Origin of the sequence: Chryseobacterium sp. G0162 (assembly GCF_003815715.1) — a bacterium.
Taxonomy (GTDB): domain Bacteria; phylum Bacteroidota; class Bacteroidia; order Flavobacteriales; family Weeksellaceae; genus Chryseobacterium.
Genome location: NZ_CP033922.1, coordinates 2,738,291 through 2,760,228, shown reverse-complemented (window position 1 = coordinate 2,760,228; position 21,938 = coordinate 2,738,291). Strand labels below are relative to the sequence as shown.

At 35.6% G+C, this 21,938-nt stretch carries 20 protein-coding genes; 7 read left to right on the top strand and 13 right to left on the bottom strand.

The window, feature by feature from the left end:
* Window positions 1-5 precede the first annotated feature (5 nt).
* The 3 genes from EG344_RS12640 to EG344_RS12630 are packed head-to-tail and all read left to right on the top strand — an operon-like array spanning window position 6 to window position 1,931.
* Entirely contained in the window at window positions 6-458 is a 453-nt protein-coding gene (locus tag EG344_RS12640; protein ID WP_123909732.1) for a FixH family protein, read from the top strand.
* A complete protein-coding gene (locus EG344_RS12635; protein WP_123909731.1) occupies window positions 449-1,174 on the top strand; it encodes a sulfite exporter TauE/SafE family protein in 726 nt (241 codons plus the stop codon). The genes EG344_RS12640 and EG344_RS12635 overlap by 10 nt, the downstream gene beginning before the upstream one ends.
* Before the next feature lie 58 nt (window positions 1,175-1,232).
* On the top strand, window positions 1,233-1,931 hold the full coding sequence (locus EG344_RS12630) for a hypothetical protein (RefSeq protein ID WP_228412733.1): 699 nt from the start codon (window positions 1,233-1,235) through the stop codon (window positions 1,929-1,931).
* 52 nt (window positions 1,932-1,983) lie between these two features.
* Here the strand turns inward: EG344_RS12630 and serS are convergent, their stop codons facing one another.
* The 11 genes from serS to EG344_RS12575 all read right to left on the bottom strand — a co-directional run bounded on the left by serS (window position 1,984) and on the right by EG344_RS12575 (window position 14,379).
* Window positions 1,984-3,252 (bottom strand): serine--tRNA ligase, encoded by a 1,269-nt coding sequence (gene serS / locus EG344_RS12625; protein WP_123909729.1) that lies wholly within the window; start codon window positions 3,250-3,252, stop codon window positions 1,984-1,986.
* 63 nt (window positions 3,253-3,315) lie between these two features.
* A complete protein-coding gene (locus EG344_RS12620) occupies window positions 3,316-3,819 on the bottom strand; it encodes a hypothetical protein (protein WP_123909728.1) in 504 nt (167 codons plus the stop codon).
* A 27-nt stretch (window positions 3,820-3,846) separates the two neighbouring features.
* Window positions 3,847-5,082, bottom strand: coding sequence for an oligosaccharide flippase family protein (locus tag EG344_RS12615; protein WP_164464432.1), 1,236 nt, complete (start codon window positions 5,080-5,082; stop codon window positions 3,847-3,849).
* A 47-nt stretch (window positions 5,083-5,129) separates the two neighbouring features.
* On the bottom strand, window positions 5,130-6,242 hold the full coding sequence (locus EG344_RS12610) for a glycosyltransferase (RefSeq protein ID WP_123909726.1): 1,113 nt from the start codon (window positions 6,240-6,242) through the stop codon (window positions 5,130-5,132).
* Window positions 6,243-6,248: 6 nt separating this feature from the next.
* Window positions 6,249-6,737 (bottom strand): hypothetical protein, encoded by a 489-nt coding sequence (locus tag EG344_RS12605; RefSeq protein ID WP_123909725.1) that lies wholly within the window; start codon window positions 6,735-6,737, stop codon window positions 6,249-6,251.
* An 82-nt stretch (window positions 6,738-6,819) separates the two neighbouring features.
* Entirely contained in the window at window positions 6,820-7,656 is an 837-nt protein-coding gene (locus EG344_RS12600) for an FkbM family methyltransferase (RefSeq protein WP_123909724.1), read from the bottom strand.
* 130 nt (window positions 7,657-7,786) lie between these two features.
* A complete protein-coding gene (locus tag EG344_RS12595) occupies window positions 7,787-8,911 on the bottom strand; it encodes a hypothetical protein (protein ID WP_123909723.1) in 1,125 nt (374 codons plus the stop codon).
* Between the two features lie 20 nt (window positions 8,912-8,931).
* Window positions 8,932-9,717 carry a (Fe-S)-binding protein gene (locus EG344_RS12590; RefSeq protein ID WP_123858192.1) on the bottom strand — a complete coding sequence of 262 codons (786 nt, stop codon included), beginning with the start codon at window positions 9,715-9,717 and terminating at the stop codon, window positions 8,932-8,934.
* A gap of 90 nt (window positions 9,718-9,807) precedes the next feature.
* Complete coding sequence (locus EG344_RS12585; protein ID WP_123909722.1) at window positions 9,808-11,139, bottom strand: (Fe-S)-binding protein; 1,332 nt, start codon at window positions 11,137-11,139, stop codon at window positions 9,808-9,810.
* An 8-nt stretch (window positions 11,140-11,147) separates the two neighbouring features.
* Complete coding sequence (locus tag EG344_RS12580) at window positions 11,148-12,098, bottom strand: MlaD family protein (protein ID WP_123909721.1); 951 nt, start codon at window positions 12,096-12,098, stop codon at window positions 11,148-11,150.
* Between the two features lie 127 nt (window positions 12,099-12,225).
* Window positions 12,226-14,379 (bottom strand): peptidylprolyl isomerase, encoded by a 2,154-nt coding sequence (locus tag EG344_RS12575; protein ID WP_123909720.1) that lies wholly within the window; start codon window positions 14,377-14,379, stop codon window positions 12,226-12,228.
* Window positions 14,380-14,640: 261 nt separating this feature from the next.
* Here EG344_RS12575 and lon point away from each other — a divergent pair, with 261 nt between their 5' ends.
* Both lon and EG344_RS12565 read left to right on the top strand, forming a co-directional pair.
* A complete protein-coding gene (gene lon / locus EG344_RS12570) occupies window positions 14,641-17,046 on the top strand; it encodes an endopeptidase La (RefSeq protein ID WP_123909719.1) in 2,406 nt (801 codons plus the stop codon).
* A gap of 192 nt (window positions 17,047-17,238) precedes the next feature.
* A complete protein-coding gene (locus EG344_RS12565) occupies window positions 17,239-18,351 on the top strand; it encodes an AI-2E family transporter (protein ID WP_123909718.1) in 1,113 nt (370 codons plus the stop codon).
* Between the two features lie 141 nt (window positions 18,352-18,492).
* On the opposite strand, the gene EG344_RS12560 is transcribed toward EG344_RS12565, so the two are convergent.
* Complete coding sequence (locus EG344_RS12560; protein WP_123909717.1) at window positions 18,493-18,747, bottom strand: bacteriocin-like protein; 255 nt, start codon at window positions 18,745-18,747, stop codon at window positions 18,493-18,495.
* A gap of 154 nt (window positions 18,748-18,901) precedes the next feature.
* Here EG344_RS12560 and EG344_RS12555 point away from each other — a divergent pair, with 154 nt between their 5' ends.
* On the top strand, window positions 18,902-19,279 hold the full coding sequence (locus EG344_RS12555; RefSeq protein ID WP_123909716.1) for a MauE/DoxX family redox-associated membrane protein: 378 nt from the start codon (window positions 18,902-18,904) through the stop codon (window positions 19,277-19,279).
* A 52-nt stretch (window positions 19,280-19,331) separates the two neighbouring features.
* Here EG344_RS12555 and EG344_RS12550 read toward each other — a convergent pair whose 3' ends face one another.
* A complete protein-coding gene (locus tag EG344_RS12550) occupies window positions 19,332-20,690 on the bottom strand; it encodes an acyl-CoA dehydrogenase family protein (RefSeq protein WP_123909715.1) in 1,359 nt (452 codons plus the stop codon).
* A 210-nt stretch (window positions 20,691-20,900) separates the two neighbouring features.
* On the opposite strand from EG344_RS12550, the gene EG344_RS12545 reads away from it, so the two are divergent.
* Entirely contained in the window at window positions 20,901-21,821 is a 921-nt protein-coding gene (locus tag EG344_RS12545) for a DUF4349 domain-containing protein (RefSeq protein ID WP_123909714.1), read from the top strand.
* Window positions 21,822-21,938 lie beyond the last annotated feature (117 nt).

The window sequence follows — 21,938 nt, the reverse complement described above, 5'->3', positions numbered from 1 at the left end:
ACAAAATGAAGAACTTTAGTTGGGGACACGGTGTTGTAATTGCATTATTAGCATTTATTATTTTCATATTATCCATGATGTTTCTTTTCCCGAACGGACAAAAGAACTCTGAAATGGTAACCGATAATTATTATGAAGAGGAATTACAATACCAGGATGTAATTGATTCCAAGAAAAGAGCAGATGAACTACAGGAAAAACCTGTATACAGCCAGGACACTCAAGGAATTAAAATCAATTTTCCAAAAGATTATAATAACTCAAACACTACGGTAAAGTTTGTTTTAAACAGAACCGACGACCAGAATTTAGATATCAAAAAATCTGTAGAACTTGATGCCAACCATTCTTTCATTATTCCTGCACAGGTATTGAAAATGGGTAATTATACCTTAAGACTGAGTTGGACGAAGGACAAAACAGACTATAGAATGGATTATGATGTGATATGGAAATAGGACTTGTTATATCGGCTATTGCGTTAGGCTTTGCTTCCGGTTTTCATTGTATCGGAATGTGTGGGCCTATAGCTTTATCGATGGGATTAACAAAAAAACAGGCAGCCAATTTTTATCTTCAAAATCTTACTTATCAGTTTGGAAGGATTTTCACCTATTCATTATTAGGTGCGCTTCTTGGAATTATAGGACAGGGATTTGAGATGGCTGGTTTTCAAAAATACCTGACCATCACTGCCGGCATCCTGCTTATTATTATGGCTGTATTTTCATTTGGTGGAAAAGATTTTGCTTCAAAGATTCCTTTTTTGTCCAAATTTTTATATTCAGTAAAGTCAAATTTAGGACGTCTCCTGCAAAAAGCTGATTACCGTTCAAGATTTACAACTGGAATTCTTAATGGCTTTTTACCCTGCGGAATGGTTTATATGGCTCTCACTGCAAGCCTTGCAGGCGGAGGAATATGGCAGGGAGCTTTATATATGGCTTTATTTGGTTTAGGAACCCTTCCATTCATGTTTGCCATCGTTCTAGCTGGAAACCTCATGAATCAGGCCTTCAGAACAAAAATTTTAAAGGCGGTGCCTGTCATTATGATTATTTTGGGTGGACTTTTCATTCTCAGAGGCCTAGAACTGGGCATTCCTTATGTTTCGCCAAAAGCAGAGTCCATGACTATTTCAAAAGATCCTAATGGAGCTGTGAACTGCCATTAACTAGAATTTATAATATACCATGAAAAAAGCAATCGTCTTATTTTTAATAAGCTTGTTTATGTTGCAATCCTGTAGTGTCAATTCTGAGATTATCTACCATACCGATAAAGTAATTACCTCTGTGACGGATGTTGATACAAGAGAATTTATATCAGAAATGATGGCGATGACTCCTGATTCGTTAAAACAACAAGAATTTGAACAAATAGATAAACTACCGACCACCTGGAAAAGTATGTATGATCTTGCAAAGCAGGAAGGCACGTTAAAGACTAAAGATCCGGATACCCTAAAAATCATGAAAAAGGTATTCATAAAATCAAATAAAGAAAACAATAAATTGGCAGGTTTTTCCCTTAAAATGGAAAGTTTTACAACAGAGGATTATCAGTCTGTGAAAAGTATGACCAAAGAGGGAAGATTAGCCATAGATCAGAATATTTACAATCATTGGGACGGAAAGACTCTTACCATTGATACAGATAACTTTAATTTGGGATCTATTGAAGCGGCAATCCGAGCCAAAACTTCAAAGGAAGAATCAGAAAAAATGGAAGGCATGATGGAAATGTTTTTCAAAAATATCGGGACTACTTTAAAGTTCGAAAGTAAAATAAAATCGATCACCGGCAGGCATGACTGGCTGAAACAGGTAGATGATTATTCAGTAAGAATAGAATACGATTTGAAAGCCATATATGATAAGGATGTAAAATTGAAAAATGCTGATAAAAAGATTATAATCATTACGGAATAAAATAACAAAACCCACCGGAATCCGGTGGGTTTTTATTTGGAGATCAATCAAATTAGTTGATTGTATCAAATCTTGCATATTCAGCAATCTTCTTAGGAAGTTTAATTCCTTCTGCTGTCTGATTGTTCTCTAACAATGCTGCCATAATTCTTGGCAATGCCATTGCAGACCCATTCAGGGTGTGAACCAATTGAGATTTTCCATCTGCTTTGTAACGGCACTTTAATCTGTTAGCCTGGAATGTTTCAAAGTTGGAAACAGAACTTACTTCTAACCACATTTCCTGTGCAGCACTCCATACTTCAAAGTCATACGTCATTGCAGAAGCAAAACCTGTATCCCCACCACAAAGTCTTAATACTCTGAATGGAAGCTCAAGATCAGTAAGAATCTCCTTGATATGCTCTACCATTTCTTCCAATACAGCATAAGAATTTTCAGGTTTTTCGATTCTTACAATCTCTACTTTTTCGAATTGGTGAAGACGGTTCAAACCTCTTACGTGAGCTCCATAGCTTCCCGCTTCTCTTCTATAACACTGAGAGAAAGCTGTATTTTTAATCGGAAGATCTTTCTCATCCAATAATACATCACGGTAAAGGTTTGTTACAGGGACTTCTGCAGTAGGAATCAGATATAAATTATCTTCGTTAATATAATACATCTGACCTTCTTTATCAGGTAACTGTCCTGTTCCATACCCTGAAGCTTCATTCACTACGTGAGGCGGGTTTACCTCTGTATATCCTTTCTCTACATTTTTATCAAGGAAATACTGAACTAAAGCTCTTTGTAATCTTGCTCCTTTCCCTAAATAAACCGGGAATCCTGCTCCAGCTATTTTTACCCCTAATTCAAAATCAATAAGGTTATATTTTTTAGCCAGTTCCCAGTGAGGAATAGCTCCTTCACCAAGACCTTCTACGGTATGAGACTGGAAAATATTTTCATTATCATCAGCAGAAGCACCGCTTTTTACCAATTCATTTGGAATGTTGGGAAGTTGGTACAAAATATTTAATAATTCTGTTTCTTTTACTTCCAGCTGAACTTTCAATTCTGAACTCGACTCTTTGTACTGTGCTGTTTTAGATTTTGCCGATTCCGCTTCTTCTTTCTTTCCTTCCTTCATTAAAAGTCCAATTTCCTTGGAGATTTTATTGATCTCGGAAAGCTGGGAATCTAATTCAAATTGGATTCTTTTTCTTTCATCGTCAGTAGCAATAGCTTCGTCTACCAACTCAAGATTTTTGAATTGTCTTTTTTGAAGACCTTCTAAAACGCGTTCTTTATTGTCGCGTAAAAAATTGACTTGTAACATTTTATTTAGATGTTAAATATTAAATTTAGCCTAATATAAGCTAACAATTTTACAAATTTAAAACTATTTTATGATAGTTACGTTATTTATCGAATTGGGAGTACCCGAATCTTTTGAAAATACAGATTTTGTGTTGTATAAAACTTCTGAAACCTGAAAAACTTCCGGCGAATTTCGATAATGAATTTCAAGAATATCCGTAACTGGCTGAGGAGTATTATTAACAGTCTTATTTAAGGTTACAGCCATCCTCGAATAATAAGTTGTGCCAGCAGAATCAAATTTCTTTCTTTTGGCTCCTGCAATATACTCTATATAGAAAACAGAATCCTGTCTCATTCTTAGAGGCATAGTCGTCACAGGAGAGTTATCTTTATCCCCCAATAGATCATTCACTGAATAGCTGGTAAAAGAACCACTTTTTTTAGCATTCAACAAATCCGGATTGGTATCCGATTTCATATAGATATTCATTATCTGGTCAATTCTTTGCAGAGATTCTTCATCCTGACCACAGCTGATAACCACACAACTAAATAATAAGATATAAAGAAAGATATTTTTCATTCCAACAAAGATAAAAAGATTTTATCATTAAGGCAGTTTCCTTAAGTAGGAAAAGAAAAAAAACAGAAAACCCAAACCTGAAATAAGCAATGTTGCCGTCATGGCAATTCCCATCCCAATGGTACCATAGACAGGAACCAATATATATGCTAATACAGCCAGAAATAAGAGCGAACCCGCACTGAGCCAAGTATTGATTTCTACTTTACCTACAGCCGGCAAAAGATTCCCGTAAAGATTTCTGGTCAGCATTCCTAGTGTAAAACCCACCGATAAAATCATGAATAATGTTGTATTCTCCGCATAAGTTTCTCCAAAAAAGAAAATGATAATGTACTTTTTAAATAGATAAAAGAAAAGCAGAATTCCCAGGCAAATGGGAATGAAAAATTTATTAAAGTTCACAACATAGGACTGCAGGAACTTTTTATTCTTAAAATTCTTTGAGAGAACCGGAAAGTCACTCTGCAGAAAACTGGTCGCCAAAAAAATGATATTAGAAGGAATCAGAATAGCAGTTCTGTAATTGGCAACGGCATTCTCATTCATCATCAATCCAAGTAACAGAATATCCAATGAAAACAGAGCATCTGAAGTAAGGGATGTAAGACCAGTAAAGATTCCGTATCTCCACATCTCTTTATAATTTTCAAGTTTGAATGCCCGATGCGAATAGATATCCTTCTTTAACCATACTAAAGATAAATACGGTGCAATACTGATGGCAATAAGATATCCGTAAAACTTAAAAAAATAGGTAAGAATTAAAACCAACAACAGTCCTCCGATATTCACAACATTATTGATTCTGGCAAATATCTGATTGCTGCCGGTAATTCGGTAAAATACCTGAATATGATTGAGAAAATAAAACCCTCCAAGCCTTACCGCACAGGCCATAAAAATAATGAAGATATCTTCATACTTATGAAAATAGAAAACAGAGGCACTTAGAAACAGAAGAATCAGAATGACTTCAAAAAAAATTCCTTTGAAAAAAAAATAAGATGAAATTTTTAATTTTTCCTCTTTATCAGATGAGATAGATCCGAAACGGATTAAACTCTGGCTGCTTCCAAATCCTGTAAATGGAGCAAAAATAGTTAAGACAGAAAGGACAATGCTTAAGACCCCAAATTCATTTTCAGGCAATAATCTGATAATCAGCAAAGATCCTAAAAAACTGCAGATTTTAGCAATAAGGAATGAAAAGAAAACATGATGTCCACTATTGTTAAAAAAATTTCTAAAAAAATCTTTCATGCTTTTCATTTCAACCTTATCAACGGAGCATTTAGACTTTAACAGTCTTATATTATATTTTTAAATGCCTGATTAAATTTATCTGCTATTGCTGATACTGAAAACTTTTCGACAACATATTGATGAAGTTTTTCCGGAGAATCTGCTTTATAATTTCCATTCAGCATATTCTTCATTGCTCTATAGAGTTCTTCTTTAGATTTTTCAATGATAATTCCCTGATTTTCTCCAATAATTTCAGGAATTGCTCCTACACGCGTAGCAATCACCGGAACCCCCGAAGCAAGAGATTCTAACAAAACACACGAGAAACTTTCATAGTCACTGAAAAGGACAAAGCAATTGCTTTTTTTCATTTTTTCAGCAACCTCTGTATATGAAATTTCTCCAAATGTTTTGATGTAACTCTTTCCATCATACTTTTCGATAAGTCTATTTAATTGCTCTACATCCCCGTCGCCTCCAATTTGGAGTTCAAAGTTCTTAAAATCCTTTCTTAGCCTAATTGCAGCTTCTATGATAGCATCTGGGTTCTTAAGGGAAATAAGATTCGATATATGAAGAAATGTAAATGTATTGCTTTGTTTATTTTCCGGAAAAAAAAGATCTGTGTTAACCACATTTCCGATGACCTTAAAGTTTTTACCGATTTTAAGGTCTTTTAAATTATCCATCAGAGTTTTACTTACAGGAAATAAGAAAGAGGCTTTCCGGGCAATATATCGTGCTGTAAGAATACTTGTAAATGAAATTTTGGATCTATTAATCTGAAGAAAACCTGACCAGTGTTCTGAAACCACAAAGGGAATCTTATATTTTTCCTTTAGATAAACCGCAAAAAGCATGGAATTATGCAATATGTTTGCATGTACCAAATCAGGCTTTTGTAACTCAAGGAAACCCTTTTGGTAAGCCTGCATTCTATTTCTAAAATTCAGTAACGGATTTTTTGAGCTTTTATAATATACAATAAGAGTTCTTATTCCGTTGATCTTCTGATCATCGAAAATAAATTCCTGATCTTGGGAGAAATCCCCTATAGCATGTAGTATTTCTACCTCATGCAACGACGCAACGGCTTCTGCATGACGTTGTACAAAGTTGCCATTCGTAGGCTCCAACTTGTTGGGAAACCATGAGGAAATATACAGGATTTTCAATAGAGATTATTTTATGGAAGAAGCCCAGCTTTTCTCCAATGGAAGAAGGAAATGGCTTAAAAAATCCAAATAAGTATTTTTAGAAAAATCAAAAACCTCAATATCTTTTGACAATTCACCGTTTCTTAATTTGTTCTTGAAATCAAGAAGCTTTAATGTTTTCATCTCTCCGTTTTCTACGAAACTGGCTTTCATTCTGTCAAATAATCCCAACTGATACTCTTCATCAATCTCTCTCATTACCTTCCCTAAAGCATCAATACTGCACCCTGAAGCCATCTCCTTCTCTTCATCAACACATACAATAATGAATTGATTTTTTTCAATTTTGAAGGATGATGAAAGTGGCTTTCCATGCGCAGCCCAAGTTGCCAGAAAATCAAATAGTTTTTCCGTAATAGCTTTTGCTTCTTTAGTTTCAAATGGCCTGGATGCCGGATATATAATAACTCTGTAATCGTTTGTTTCTACAACGTTTGATTCTTCAATTTTCATATCTAATCAATTTAGAGGATAAAATTACGCTTTTTTCTTCAGACAGAATGTGACTTATATCCTGTAAAGATATTCTTTCCAATTAAAGACATTCAAAAACAGCATTATAAGAATTCTCATTTCTACTTAATACTTTGGTCTGAGAATAGCCTTTTTCAACAAGTAAATGGATGAGTTCTTCTTCGCTATGATTTGAATTTTTCAGTGCTATATTGTTTATTTCTATGATAATTTTAGGTTGGTAATGGGTAAGTATTTCGTGCATCCCCTGTAGTGCTGAAAATTCACCCCCTTCAATATCTATTTTAATAAGATTAATCTTTGTAATCTTTTGATTTCTAACATAATCATCCAGAATGACACTTTTTACCTTCTCTTTTGCCGTGAAATCTTCAAGATACAATGAAGCCATGCCTACATTTCCATAACTTTCGTTGTATAAAATTTCAATGTAATCATTTTTATCCGCAACAGCCAGGTGCTCAAGAGTTACATTTTTAAAATTATTAATAGAAAGATGCTGGGAAAATTTTTTATAATTAGGATTAAAGGCTTCAAAAGCGTACACATGACCATTATTTCCAATAATTCTGGATGCATTTAATGAAAACAAACCAATATTCCCGCCTACGTCTATGAAAGTATCTCCATCCTGTAAAACAGAGTATAGATAATCTATTTCGTTCTTTTCATAGTCTCCAACAAAATAAAGTTGTTGCTGAATCCAGTCATCAAGATCTAAATTAAGGATAATATTACCTCGGTAAACAATGCTTTTCTTTACCCCATTAAAAAGATGATAAGGTTTAAAGATATATTTATGAAAGGCAAAAAACTTTTGTCTGAAAAAAGGGAAACCTATGATGAATTTAAAAAATGAAGCTAAAAGACTTCCCATACTCGTTTTATCTGACTGCAATTTACAGCATTTTGAATAAAAAAACAAAACCAGGGATTCTTCCTGAACTGTATGATTTGATGTTATACATCTTCGTTTACATTCTTGAAATGTCTAGATATTATATCCATTTCTTAAGCCATACAATCATTTAATTTTTAATAGTATAATATTTTTGACTCAATGCATAGAGCATCATAATGAAAAGCGGAAAAATAAACGGAAAGAAGAGTCTCAATGCTGCCGTATGCGGAAAGAAAAAGAATTTGATGTATACATTCACCAGGAAAAGTACTGAAATCATTCTTACCCATGCATCTTTGGAACACCAAAATATTATTGCAATCATGATGATTACAGACAGTGTCACTTTTTTAAAGTAGATCATCCTGATATAAATAACACTCAGATAGTCTCTTACGCTTACTTCAATAGGATGGGTGGAAATAAAAGGTCTTCTGTCGATAAAAGTATCGTAAAAAACGTCTTTCCAACCGGGATAATGGTAAAATTTAATAATTGCCAGATATATCAGCAGAAGTACCGCACCCTGTGCAATAAGGGAAAAATCAATCTTCTTTTCTTTAAAATAGTAAAAGAAGAAAACGGCAATAATATAAGTCAGGGTAAATGTAATATAGTCCGGACGTATAAAGGTGATGGCAGACAGAGGTACAAACATCCCCCATTTGTTCCATTTTTTGATCAAACCGATGATAAAAATCAGGATAAACTGAAAAATGAACATATCCGGTGTCGAAATTCTTGCCATATCCGTCATGGGCGGCAAAAGCATGGCTGCAACCGTTAGTCCTATTGCAAACCAATATTTCTTCGGAAATAGGAGTTTTAGAATATAAAATAATAGTAACCCTGAAAAAAAATAAGAAATAAGACTGGTAAACAAGACTGCCATTGGAGAGGAAAGTCCCAACTTATAAAAGAGAGTTATTACAAGAATATACCCTACTTTGATTTGAAAATAGGGTAATTGTTCTGTAAAAGATTGTGTATTTTTTACGAAATATTGCCTTGGAATGTTCCACTGCTTTATGCCGATGATATCTGTATACTGGTCTGCAGGTGCTTCTTTTTTTATTTCATCGTAAGTTATAATTCGAACTTTATCTTGTGAATTCGGGAACTCAGAAGTATACATACTTCCTAAATATCCCGGCATATCCCAGTTATATACTCTGTTTTGGTAATTCCAGAATGTAAGAGCAGCAAGTATCGAAATGATAAATAAAAAGGAGAGTTTCAATTCTACCTTCATAAACCTGTATAAGATTACAATTATAAATCGTCTGCTTCAGCAAGAAGCTCAACGATATCTTTTACCGCAACTTCTGTATTTTTGTTGAAGTGTTTTACCCCGTCCGTCATCATTGTATTACAGAATGGGCATCCTGTTGCAATTACCTTTGGTTCAAAAGATAAAGCTTCTTCTGTTCTTTCAATATTGATGTCTTTATTCCCTTTTTCAGGCTCTTTAAACATCTGGGCACCCCCCGCTCCACAGCAAAGTCCATTTGTTTTGCAACGCTTCATTTCTACAAGCTCTGCATCCAGTTTCTCAAGAAGCATTCTTGGAGCTTCATATTCATCATTGGCACGTCCCAGGTAGCATGGATCATGGAAGGTAATTTTCTTTCCTTTGAACGCTCCGCCTTCAATTTTCAATCTCCCTTCTTCCATTAAGGTTTTAAGGAATTGAGTGTGGTGAACAACGTCAAAGTGGCCTCCAAGACTTGGATATTCATTTTTAAGGGTATTGAAACAGTGTGGGCACGCTGTTACAATTTTCTTTACCTCATAAGCATTCAGAACTTCAATATTGGTAAGTGCCATCATTTGAAAAACAAACTCGTTACCTGCTCTTTTTGCAGGATCTCCGGTACAGCTTTCTTCCTGTCCTAAAACAGCAAATTCAACCCCTATTTTATTCAATATCTTGCAAAATGCTTTTGTAATTTTTTTGGCACGGTCATCAAAACTTCCGGCACATCCAACCCAAAATAAAACTTCCGGTGATTTTCCTTCGGCAGCATATTCTGCCATTGTTTTTATATTGAAATCCATTTCTTTTTCCAATTTGAAAATGTGAGAATTTGGAAATTTGAAAATGACTTAGCTATCAGCAGTTTTCAAACTTTCAAATCGATTAGTTTTTTAATTTTCTGAAGCCCAGTTCAGACGATCAGCCTGATTATACTGCCAAGGAGCAGCATTATTTTCCACATTCGTCATCATCAGATTCAACTCCTGCGGAGCAGCAGACTGTTCCATGACCAGGAATCTTCTCATTTCAAAGATAATGGAAAGTGGGTCTAACAATACAGGACAAGCCTCTGTACATGCATTACATGTAGTACAAGCCCAAAGTTCTTCTTTAGTGATATAGTCATTCAACAGCTTTTTGCCGTCGTCTACAAATTTCCCGTTTTTATCAATATTCCGTCCTACTTCTTCCAGTCTGTCTCTGGTCTTCATTAAGATCAATCTCGGAGACAATTTTTTCCCGGTAATATTTGCAGGACAAACAGAAGTACAACGTCCGCATTCTGTACAAGAATAGGCATTTAACAATTGTACCTGATTAAGGTCAAAAATATCTTCTGCTCCAAACTTGGAAGGAACATCTGCTTCAGCTCCCTCTGCTGGTGCAGCATAAGGATCTGCATTAGGATCCATCATCAATTTGATTTCTTTTGTTACAGAATCAAGATTGTTGAATTTCCCTTTTTTATCAAGATTCGCATACCAAGTACTTGGGAATGCTAAAATAATGTGTAAATGCTTTGAATAGTAAAGGTAGTTCATGAAGAAAAGAATTCCTACAAAGTGGAACCACCAAGCTCCTTTTTCTGTAAAGTGCAAAAATCCATCACCGAAATTACTAAAAACAGGACCTAAAATAGAAGAACTAATCGGGAAGCTTCCAAGCGCCGGTAATACACCTCTTTGCTGTAGCACCCAATCAGCAGCATTCATTTTAAAGAACGCCATCATTAAAGCAAATTCAATGATAAGAATCCAGTTGGCATCTTGTTTTGGCCATCCAAAAAGTTCTTTCATGGTTAATCTCTTTACTCCATAAAAGTTTCTTCTGATGAAGAAAACCACAACTCCGATAACAACAAGAAGTGCCAGAATTTCTAACGTTGCAGTAAAGAAACTATAGAATCCGTTTCCGAAAACTGAAGCCAGGAAACGATGAGTTCCAAACAGTCCATCAACAATAATTTCAATAAGTTCTATATTGATAATCACAAAACCTACGTACACGAAAAGGTGTAAAACACCAGCAATAGGACGTTTCACCATCTTGCTTTGCCCCATAGCTACTCTTGCCATGGTAGTCCAGCGTTCAGATTTTCTATCCGTTCTATTGATCTCGTGACCAAGTCTGATATTTCTATAGATCTTCAGTAGGCTCTTGGCAAACAGTCCAAATCCCGCTACTAATAAAATCAGGAAAATAATGTTATCGATGTACTGCATAAGGCGTATTAGTCTTTGTTATTTTTACCGAAAACTGAGAAATTGATATATCGCTTAGGATTCGCTTTCATATCCTCGATTAATGTATTCAGGTTAGAAGAAGCTGAATTAAGATTATTATACAACTGATCGTCTTTCATTAGTTTACCCAAACTTCCTTCTCCTTTATCTATTCCACCAATCACCTGATTCAGTTTTCCTACAGTAGCATCAAGATTAGCAATCGTTGCATTTAATTGTTTTGTATCAATGCTCTGTGCAAGATTTCCGTATTTATCCAGGGTTACCTTTCCACTTTGCATAGTAAGACTTGCATCATCCAATACTTTCTGTAGTTTTGGATCATTATGACCTACCAGGCTGTTTACATTTCCTGCTGTAGTCTGAAGTGCTCCTACTGTTTTGTTAAGGTTGGATAATAAAGCTTTTACTTCGGCTCTGTTTTGTGCATCTACGAGCAGGTTAGCATTTGCCATTAAAGAGTCTACTCTGTGGAGAACTACCTGCAATTGATCTTTTACCGGACCTACCTGAGAAGAAAGACTTCCCAGCGTTCCCAGCTTGAAAGCTCCTTTCAGAGTATCTCCATCTTTTGCTGTAGCACCGCCATACATCAGGTTTACTCTCATTTCTTTACCGGACATTAATCCCGGTTCAAAAATTTCCAATGTTGAATTTCTTGAAAATTCAAATTTGTTATCAACCGTAATTTTTACAACAAAACTGATTTTACCGTCCTTTGCTGTTTGAGGTATAATCTTATCAACCTGGCCTACTTTAAGACCATTAATAGAGACTGCCGAAGACTGCGCAAGGCCTTCTACATTTTCATATTTTGCGTAAAAGATATTGTCGGTAGTAAAAAGGCTTTTCCCTTTCATAAATTGAAACAACACCACAAAGCCTACGATAGCTAGAAGTGCAATCACACCAGCTTTTAATTCTTTACTGAACTTCACTTGCTAATTTTTTTCTAATAAGCAAATATAATACATTTTAAATAAATCTTTTCCTTTATTATTCTGCGTTAAATACAAAAAAAAGCGACAAAAAATTGTCGCTTTTATATTAATAGATAAGAATCTCTTATTGTTGCTGATTTCCCAGCTTGTTCCAGATCTCGATTCTATAGTCCTGGATATCTGCGTTATCCTGAAGACTCTTCAACCAAGCCTGTCCAAACATTCCTGCATTTCTCTGAGAAATAGACTCCGTGAACTGCTTAAGATCACCAGGTTGCTTGTTTACAGTTTCAGATTTTTTAATCAGTACGTAAACTCCTGTTCCTCCTTCAACCGGGTTAGACAGTTTACCTTTTGCAACACCGAAGGCTGCACCAGCAACTTTAGGCTCCATAGCACCAGCTACTGAAGGGTTTAATAGGTTTACCTGAGCGGTTTGTTTTGTAGTAGCAAACAAAGCAGCAATCTGATCTAAACCTGAAGCTTTTGCTCCTGCAATTTTATCAGAAATTTGTTTTGCAGCCAATTTATTTTTAACAATTACTTCAATCTGATCTCTTACAGATTCAGGATCAGCAAGACCAGCTTCCTGTTTTCCGTTCAGGAATACAACAATTTTGTCTCCTGTTCCGTCTACATTAAATAATTCAGTATCTCCTTTAGATCTTTTCTTATCAAAAGCCCAAGTAAGAATATCGCTATCTTTTTCAGTACCTAGTCCCTGAAGTTGTCCTTCGAATCTCTTCGCAGCTTTAGGGTTAGTGAACTGGAAGTTTCCTTTCTTAGCAATGTTCACGAAATCGTTGAAAGATTTTCCTTGAACCTGCTGAATGAATTTTCTTGAGTTTTTATCTGTTTCAGCTTCTGTAGCATCTGAAGGCTTAATCTCTTTTACAAGATTTGCCACCTTATACCCCATTGATCCAGATTTTTTATCTTCGATATTGATGATATGGTAACCAAACTGAGTTTCCACAACTCCTGTTGCTCCTTTAGGATTGTTTGCCAAATAAGTAAGGAATTCAGGAACGAAAGGGGTTTCCGGAGTTGTCCAACCAAGGCTACCTCCTTGTGCAGCAGAGTTTGGATCATTTGAAAGCTTAAGGAACTCTGTAAATTTAGCAGGTGTTGCTTTTACGATAGCTCCGATAGAGTCTGCTAATTTCTTAGCCTGTTCTTTAGATCTTGTTACTCCTTCTCCTGCAGGGCTTCCTTTGAAAGCGATCAGGATATGTCTTGATAATGTAGAATCTGAAGTCTTCTTCCCTACAAGCTTAGAAACTACATAGAAATTTTGTTCTTTATAAGGACCAAAAGTCTGTCCTATCGCAGCTGTTGCGATCTGACCTTGTATAGTAGCAGGCAATTGTGTAGGCTTTACATACTGAGGATTGAAAGGTGAATCTGAGTTTGCCATTACAAACATAGAGTCGTTCTTCGTATTCTGGAAGTTTTCAGTACCTCCACTCGCATCCGTACCTCCTGAGTATAATTTTGTAATTTCCTTTAAAGCGGCTGCATCATCTGCTGCACTTGGCTTAGACGGGAAAAATACGATACCTAAGTTTCTGCTAGGCTCAGCTTTGAACATTACCGGGTGCTGCTTGATGTAGTTGGCAAGATCTTCTGTCGTAACATTGATCTTTGTTTTTTGAAGATAAGCTGCATAGTCTACCTTTACAAAGTCGATGTCAGCAAGCTGATCTCTTTCTTTCATCAATTCTTCAGCTTCTTTCTTACCCGTAGTAATACCTGCTGAAATATTGGTAAACACCTGTCTTGCCATCAGTCTGTACTCAATTGATTTTCTAGTTTTCAACCATTGAGCATATCCCTGAGGGTTAGTGTTTTGTAATGTTTCAATTTCTTTTTTAAGGTCTTGAGTTTTAAAGTTCCCCTTCTCATCAAAAAACTGCTGATTTTGAGCGAACATCTGATCGTACTGGATTTGATTCCAGAAATAATCATCATTCATTTCAAAGCCCAATTTCTCAAACTGTTGCTTGATAAGTTTAGATTGAACAAGTAACTGCCAAGCCTGTTCTTCAAGACCGTTCTTTGGACGACCCTGTTGTTCAGCTTGTTGCTGCAGCACGAAAAGCTGATCATTGAACTCTTCGCGGGTGATTTTCTCACCATTTACTTTTCCTAAAACGTCAGGATTCTTACCAAAAACCTTGTCGATACTGTCTGGGTTCACCAAGAACGCCAAAAGCGCTAAGGCTATTACTCCCATTAAAAGCCAAGGCTTACTCCTAATCTGTCCTAAAATTGCCATTTTATAAATTATAGTTTTTTATCAGTTTGCGAAAATACACATTTTTAAGAAATTAGAGAAGCAGAAGTTCTTTATTTTAATTTTAAATCCTAAAGATTATGTAAAAAAGGAAATTTTGACCATATTTTTTAGCAAAAAACAAATGGCATAAGTATTGTGCAATCTAGTATATTATAATATACCACACGTTTTCAGGGCTTATTATAAAAAAATCCATTTAACGATTAAAAACGAAAATGACAATTTGTCATTCGATCCATTATGACAGAATTTGAAGATATAAGTTTAGAAGAAATGATCAGCGACGGTTTTGATATCGTCACTGAAGAAATCAATCTTTCCGACTTTGGTGAGACTGAAAAAAATTCCGAACAGAAAATATTCCCAATACTTCCCGTAAGAAATATGGTAATGTTCCCGAATGTAGTAATTCCTATTACTGCAGGAAGAAAAACCTCTATACAACTCCTTGAGGAAGCGCAGAAAAACGGAGATTTCATCGGAATTGTAAGCCAGAAGAATTCTGATCTTGAACAACCTACCGAAAAGGATATTTATACCACCGGTACATTAGCAAAGATCATCAAGATCATTAAACTTCCTGAAGGTAATATTACGGCTATTACCAAAGGCTTCCATAGGTTTAAAATCAAGAAAATTGTTGACATTCAACCTTATTTTAAAGCTGAAATCACAAAATTAAAGGATAATAAACCTAAAAATCAGGAGGAATATGAAGCGTTATTAGAAAATATCAAAGAGCTTGCTTTAAAAATCATTGAGCTGGACCCTAATATTCCTAATGCAGCTAATTTCGCCATCAAAAATATCAATAATAATGATGATCTGCTGAATTTCATCTGTACCAACGCCAGCTTCCCATCTCTGGAAAAGCAAAGGCTGCTTGAGGAAAAAAGCATGATGGAAAGGGCCAATAAATGCTACGAGATGATGCATGAAGATTTCAGAAAGCTGGAATTGAGAAATCAAATTCACCAGAAAACTTCAAAAGATCTTGATAAACAGCAAAGAGAGTATTTCCTGAACCAGCAGATCAGAACCATCCAGGAAGAATTGGGTGGTGGACCTGAAAGTGATGTTGCAGACCTTATTGCTAAAGCTAAAACAAAGAAATGGAGCCAGGAAGTTGAAGATCATTTCCAGAAAGAAATTGGCCGATTACAAAGACAAAACCCTAATTCTCCGGACTATAATGTACAGAGAAATTACCTTGATTTCTTCACAGATCTTCCATGGGAAACCTATACCAAAGATACTTTTGATATTGCAAGGGCTGAAAAGGTGTTAGATAAAGCACATTTCGGACTTGAAGATATTAAGAAAAGAATTTTGGAGCACATGGCTGTTTTAAAACTAAAGAACAACATGAAGTCTCCTATTCTACTATTAGTAGGGCCTCCGGGAGTAGGTAAAACATCCTTAGGTAAATCTATTGCAGATTCTTTAGGCAGAAAATATATAAGATTATCTTTAGGTGGACTTCATGATGAAAGTGAAATCCGTGGACACAGAAAAACCTATATTGGTGCGATGGCCGGAAGAATTCTTCAGTCTATCAAAAAGGCAGGAACTTCTAATCCTGTAATTGTTTTGGATGAGATTGATAAAATTGCTCAGGGACTTCACGGAGACCCAAGTTCTGCACTACTAGAAGTCCTTGACCCTGAACAAAATAAATCTTTCTACGACAACTTCCTTGAAATGGGATACGACCTGTCGAAAGTAATGTTTATTGCAACAGCAAACTCCCTTTCAACGATTCAGACTCCACTTTTGGACAGAACGGAGATCATTCAGATTGCCGGATATACATTGGAAGAAAAGATTGAGATTGCAAAAAGACACTTAATCAAAAAACAGCAGGAAGAGAATGGACTGGACACCAAATCATTCAAACTTGGAAATGCTGAACTTAAGCATATTATTGAGGCTCATACCTCTGAAAGCGGCGTAAGAACCTTAGAGAAAAGAATTGCTTCTGTGGCAAGATGGGTAGCATTACAGACTGCTTTGGTAAAAGAGTATGACCCAAAAATTTCGCTGGAAAAAGTAGATGAAATCCTTGGCGTTCCAAGACCGAAAAGTTTATCTGAAATCACAGGAGTTCCCGGTGTTGTAACAGGTCTTGCCTGGACAAGCGTAGGTGGAGATATTCTGTATATTGAAAGTATTCTAAGCAACGGTAAAGGAGCTTTAACGATGACCGGAAATCTGGGAACCGTAATGAAGGAATCTGCTACTATTGCCCTAGAATACATTAAGGCTAAACATGATGAGCTTGGAATTGCCCAGGAAGACCTGGATAAGAAAAACATCCACGTTCATGTCCCTGAAGGAGCAACTCCTAAAGATGGTCCTTCGGCTGGTATTGCCATGCTGACTTCAATGGTTTCTTCTTTTAAAAACAAAAAGATCAAACCTCACCTTGCCATGACGGGAGAAATTACTTTAAGAGGAAAAGTACTTCCTGTAGGCGGAATCAAGGAAAAGCTTCTTGCGGCAACCAGAGCCGGAGTAAAAGATGTTATTCTTTGTGAGGCTAACAGAAAAGATGTGGAAGAAATCAAAAAAGATTATTTAAAAAATCTGAAAGTGCATTATGTCAATAGAATGGAAGAAGTCATTGATATTGCTATTGAAAAATAAAAACAATTTATTTACATATTAACTTCTCAATAAGAAACACGTTCTGAATTCCAGAGCGTGTTTCTGTTTAAATAGTAAGGATTTAGGAATGGAATTTGATGTGCAGAAAGAAAAATCCACACTGTTTGAATAAAAAATTCTTCAAATCGACGGGTTTTTCTTATTTTTATTCCACACTGCAGATTTTAGATTATGAACTTTCTTAGACTTCCTTTCCTTGTCAAGCTTACCCTTGTCGTTATTTCGATCATTGGGATCGGGTATCTTTTAGCTTTGGGGCAAACCATTTTAGCTCCATTTTTCTTTGCATTCCTGATGGCCATGCTGTTTTTGCCGGCAGCCACTTTCATGGAAAAGAAACTAAGATTTCCAAGATCTATGTCAACAATGACTTCCGTATTCATTATGTTGATTATTTTAGCGGGGCTTATTTATTTTTTCACCAATCAATTATCAGATTTTAGCAAAGATTTGCCTCATTTAAGAGAGCAGCTGACTACCGTTTTTAATAATGCTCAACATTGGGTTTCCAAAACATTCAATGTAAAAGTAGACGAGCAGGTAGATTACATCAATCAGGGATTGAATAAGCTTTTATCTTCTTCCGGTGCCATTTTAGGATTTACTTTTGGTATTTTCTCAACAGGATTTGGTTTTATCATATTTTTCACCCTGTTTTTTATCTTTATTTTAAATTACAGAAGACTGTTGAACAACTTTATTGTAACGGTTTTTAATGAAAGACATAAATCAAGTGTTCAGGCAGCGGTGAATGAAATTCGTGTCATGACCAAGAAATACATCTTCGGACTGTGTCTTCAGGTGATTATTGTATCCATTCTTACCTCTATAGTACTCACTGTTTTAGGGGTAAAATACGCTATCCTTTTAGCTGTTTTAACAGGTTTATTAAACGTAATTCCTTATTTAGGTATTTTTATCTCACTCATTATATCCTGCTTTATTGCCTTTGCTACAGCCAGTCCTTCAACATGTATTTATGTTGCTATCGGATATATTGGTATTCATGCTGTAGATGGAAATATTGTACTTCCATTTGTTGTGGGTTCCCGAGTGAAGATCAATGCTTTATTTTCTTTCATAGGAATCCTTCTGGGTGAGCATCTTTGGGGAATTGCCGGGATGTTTCTTTGTATTCCTGCGATTGCTATTATCAAGATCATCTGCGAAAAGGTTGAAGATTTAAAGCCTTGGGGAAAACTACTAGGAGAAGAGGAAAAACCAAACAAAAAGAAGAAAAGCTACAAGATTTCAAAGAATATTACTCTGAAGGAAATGGACTAACATCATTGCCGATAAGTAATTAATAATGAGCAATAAAACATTCATTAGCAATGACCACTAAATTGATATTTACAGCATAAATGAACATATTAAACTTTAAACAATAAAGACTGCTTTTCACAGCAGTCTTTATTTATTGTATTATGGAAGAGCACAAAGCGGTCTCATTCCATTTGGACAAGATTCTTCACAAGGAATATAGGATTGATTATCCGGGCAATATCCTAAATTAGGAGTTGTAGAGCCACCTCCACCAGGACCACCTCCTAAACACGGATCTCCCGGAGGTATTTTACACGGACAACCAATAGGACCTATGTCACATTTTCCAATGCCAGCTCCCCCCTGAATTTCTCTTAAATCTGTACGGTTTAATTTTTTAAGGTTTTTCAACATAATTTTTATGAGTTTAGTTTGTACTCAAATATAAATAATAAAATGATACAGAATATCACATTAACCTACCGTTAACACAAACAATGTTATTTTTAAATTGCAAAATCACAATAAAATTGTATTTTTATTTTACATTTGATATAAAATATTTATTATGAAACTCATTAAACTTATCATCTGTATCTTATTTGGCATTATGTTTATTAATGCAGGTTTAGACAAATTCTTTCATTACAATCCAACCCCTCCCCTCACAGAAGCACAAATGAAAATTTATGCTGCATTCGGAGAAATTGGCTGGTTACTACCATTGGTAGGCACTGTAGAAGTAATAGGCGGTCTATTATTTATTTTTCCAAAGACAAGAGCATTAGGTGCCATTATAATCCTGCCTGTTTTGACAGGAATTTTAATCCATAATGCTTACAGAGATCCTTCAACCACTGGAATTTGTATTTCCGGTATCTTGTTTCTGATCAATATCTGGATATTGATTGATAATAGAGAGAAATATAAAAATCTGGTTGGATAGCAATTAGAAACCCATATTTAGCAGATGACATCAACTATCATCTGCTATTTTTTTATATAAAAGCACTGAATCCTGTAATAGATCGCCCTACAATGAGTGAGTTAATTTCTTTTGTTCCTTCATAGGAATAAATAGCCTCGGCATCTGCTACAAAACGGGCCACATCATATTCCAGGAGAATACCATTTCCACCCATCACTTCTCTCGCTCTGGAAACAATATCCCTTGTTCTTAATGTACAGAAAACCTTTGCTAATGAAGCATGTTCATCTTTTAGAATCCCTTCATCCTGCATTTCAGACAATCTGAAAACCATAGTCTGCATGGCCGTAAGATTGGATAACATTTCTACCAAATGTCCCTGAATCATCTGAAATGAGGCAATAGGTTTTCCAAACTGTTCTCTGGTTCTGGTATATGCTAAAGCACTTTCATAAGCTCCTCTTGCACATCCTGTTGCCATCCAGGCAACCCCTGCTCTTGTCATTCTCAGAACTTTTCCGGTATCTTTAAATGAATTGGCATTCTGCAAGCGATTTTCTTCTGTAACTACGCAATCTTTAAGAGTAATTAATCCGTTTTGGACAATCCTCAAAGCCATTTTCCCTTTGATCTTTTCTACAGAATATCCCGGATTATCTTTTTCAACAATAAATCCTTTTACTTCTCCACTATCCAGATCTCTTGCCCAAATAATAATAAGATCTGCAAAAGTTGCATTTCCGATCCATTTTTTCTGACCATTTAAAACCCATCCTTCAGCTGTTTTCTTACAAGTCACTGTAAGTCCCCCTGCAGCTCCGGAACCCACTTCCGGTTCAGTCAATCCAAAGGCTCCTATTTTTTCAAACTTCTGCATCTGTGGGAGCCATTTCTGTTTTTGCTCTTCTGAACCACATATATAAATAGAACCCATTGCCAACCCGGACTGTACTCCAAAAAATGTAGCAATAGAAGCATCAATTCTTGCCATTTCCATCGCAATAACACCTTCCATCAGAAAAGGCATTCCAGGACATCCATATCCTTCATAAGTTACTCCACAGATATCCAGTTTTTGAAATTTCGGAATTAACTCAAAAGGAAATTCATCCCTAAGCCAGTAATGATTGACCAAAGGCTTAACTTCTTTTTCCATAAAAGCTCTTACTTTCAGTTGAATTTCCCGCTGTTCAGGAGTTAAAGTATGGTAGATATCGTAAAAATCGCCATCAATGGGAGGAAGTTCTTTCTTTTTCTTATCGGGATCAAGCATTTTCATAAGCCCGGCAAGTTGTTTATCATCCAGCTTTGAAAAATTATGCATTAGTTTCGGCAAATCTACTTTTTGAGAAATAGCACTTAGTTGTTCAAAATCTATGGATGTGAATAATCCTATTGCATTTCTGATTTTAGAAAAGGTATTTGACATAATGATATATTGTGATTTTGGTTTGTAAAAAGATAAGCAAAAATTACTCCGAAAGCAAACCACCAACCTAGACTCTATTTTACAAACCATTGATATATAATTAATTAAAATAGAAAATTCTCTTTACAAGTTTTTTACTTTCAATTTTCAAGCATTACAAAGGATCCTTGCTGAACTTTGACTCAAGCAAAACCTCAAAAATCTTACGCTATGAAAACGACTTACATCAAATTATCATTATCCGCAGTTCTTTTATTAGGAATTTATTCATGTAAAAAAGGAGAAGCTACTAGCAACGAACTTAAAAGCTATGAAGCTGCAACAGATTCTGCAGCTGTTACAACAGACAGTGTTTCATCTGCTGCCAGTATGGAAGTGAAGGATAAAAAGTTCATCAAAACAGCAGATGTCAACATGGAAGTGAAAGATGTATATAATGCAACCATTGCCATTGAAAAATCAGTACAGGACCTTGGAGGATTTGTCACCAAAAGCAATCTACAAAGTAATGTTGTTTATGAAGACACTTATAACACTTCTGATACTGAAGCAATGCTGATAAAAAAATACAAAACCGAAAATTCAATGCAGGTAAGAGTGCCTACTGAAAAGCTGGGCGAGCTACTGACCTTTATCAACACCAACAAGTTATTTCTGAACTCAAGATCCATCAATGCGGAAGATGTTACTGCCCATATTAAATATTCTGAACTGGAAGCGAAAAGAAACCAGAAGACTTCTGAAAATATTGATAAAATAAAAAACAATAAGGACAAGGTAATCGTGGATGACAATAATATGTCTGAAGGAAATCTTCAAAAACTAAATACCATGAGTATGGCTGACAACCTGAAATACAGCACCGTTGATATTTACATCAAAGAACCGAAATTACGCATCGCAGAAATTGCCGTTACCAATACGGACAGTATTGACAACAAATACAAATACAACTTTATTCATGATGCAAAAGACGGCTTCATCTATGGATTCTATCTGATCCAGAGAATTATCGTAGGACTCATCAACATCTGGCCTCTCGTTCTCATCGCAGGTGGAATTATTTATTTCCTAAGAAAAAGAAAAATCAAAAGATCTGAGCTGCCTAAATCCTCAGAACAGAACTCCTAACCTATAGGTTATCATCATAATTTTAGATTTTACAGCCTCCTGTTTTCAGGAGGTTTTTATTTTTTTGAAAAAAAAACTGTAACGATTGTAATATACCTCTTACCTACTGTTTAAAAG

Excerpts from the sequence above, each read along its gene's own strand:
- EG344_RS12595 (WP_123909723.1), bottom strand. The coding sequence starts at position 8,911 with ATGAAGGTAGAATTGAAACTCTCCTTTTTATTTATCATTTCGATACTT.
- EG344_RS12620 (WP_123909728.1), bottom strand. The coding sequence starts at position 3,819 with ATGAAAAATATCTTTCTTTATATCTTATTATTTAGTTGTGTGGTTATC.
- EG344_RS12640 (WP_123909732.1), top strand. The coding sequence starts at position 6 with ATGAAGAACTTTAGTTGGGGACACGGTGTTGTAATTGCATTATTAGCA.
- EG344_RS12615 (WP_164464432.1), bottom strand. The coding sequence starts at position 5,082 with ATGAAAGATTTTTTTAGAAATTTTTTTAACAATAGTGGACATCATGTT.
- EG344_RS12585 (WP_123909722.1), bottom strand. The coding sequence starts at position 11,139 with ATGCAGTACATCGATAACATTATTTTCCTGATTTTATTAGTAGCGGGA.
- EG344_RS12550 (WP_123909715.1), bottom strand. The coding sequence starts at position 20,690 with ATGTCAAATACCTTTTCTAAAATCAGAAATGCAATAGGATTATTCACA.
- EG344_RS12575 (WP_123909720.1), bottom strand. The coding sequence starts at position 14,379 with ATGGCAATTTTAGGACAGATTAGGAGTAAGCCTTGGCTTTTAATGGGA.
- EG344_RS12560 (WP_123909717.1), bottom strand. The coding sequence starts at position 18,747 with ATGTTGAAAAACCTTAAAAAATTAAACCGTACAGATTTAAGAGAAATT.
- EG344_RS12635 (WP_123909731.1), top strand. The coding sequence starts at position 449 with ATGGAAATAGGACTTGTTATATCGGCTATTGCGTTAGGCTTTGCTTCC.
- EG344_RS12630 (WP_228412733.1), top strand. The coding sequence starts at position 1,233 with ATGTTGCAATCCTGTAGTGTCAATTCTGAGATTATCTACCATACCGAT.
- lon (WP_123909719.1), top strand. The coding sequence starts at position 14,641 with ATGACAGAATTTGAAGATATAAGTTTAGAAGAAATGATCAGCGACGGT.
- serS (WP_123909729.1), bottom strand. The coding sequence starts at position 3,252 with ATGTTACAAGTCAATTTTTTACGCGACAATAAAGAACGCGTTTTAGAA.
- EG344_RS12605 (WP_123909725.1), bottom strand. The coding sequence starts at position 6,737 with ATGAAAATTGAAGAATCAAACGTTGTAGAAACAAACGATTACAGAGTT.
- EG344_RS12565 (WP_123909718.1), top strand. The coding sequence starts at position 17,239 with ATGAACTTTCTTAGACTTCCTTTCCTTGTCAAGCTTACCCTTGTCGTT.
- EG344_RS12555 (WP_123909716.1), top strand. The coding sequence starts at position 18,902 with ATGAAACTCATTAAACTTATCATCTGTATCTTATTTGGCATTATGTTT.
- EG344_RS12590 (WP_123858192.1), bottom strand. The coding sequence starts at position 9,717 with ATGGATTTCAATATAAAAACAATGGCAGAATATGCTGCCGAAGGAAAA.
- EG344_RS12545 (WP_123909714.1), top strand. The coding sequence starts at position 20,901 with ATGAAAACGACTTACATCAAATTATCATTATCCGCAGTTCTTTTATTA.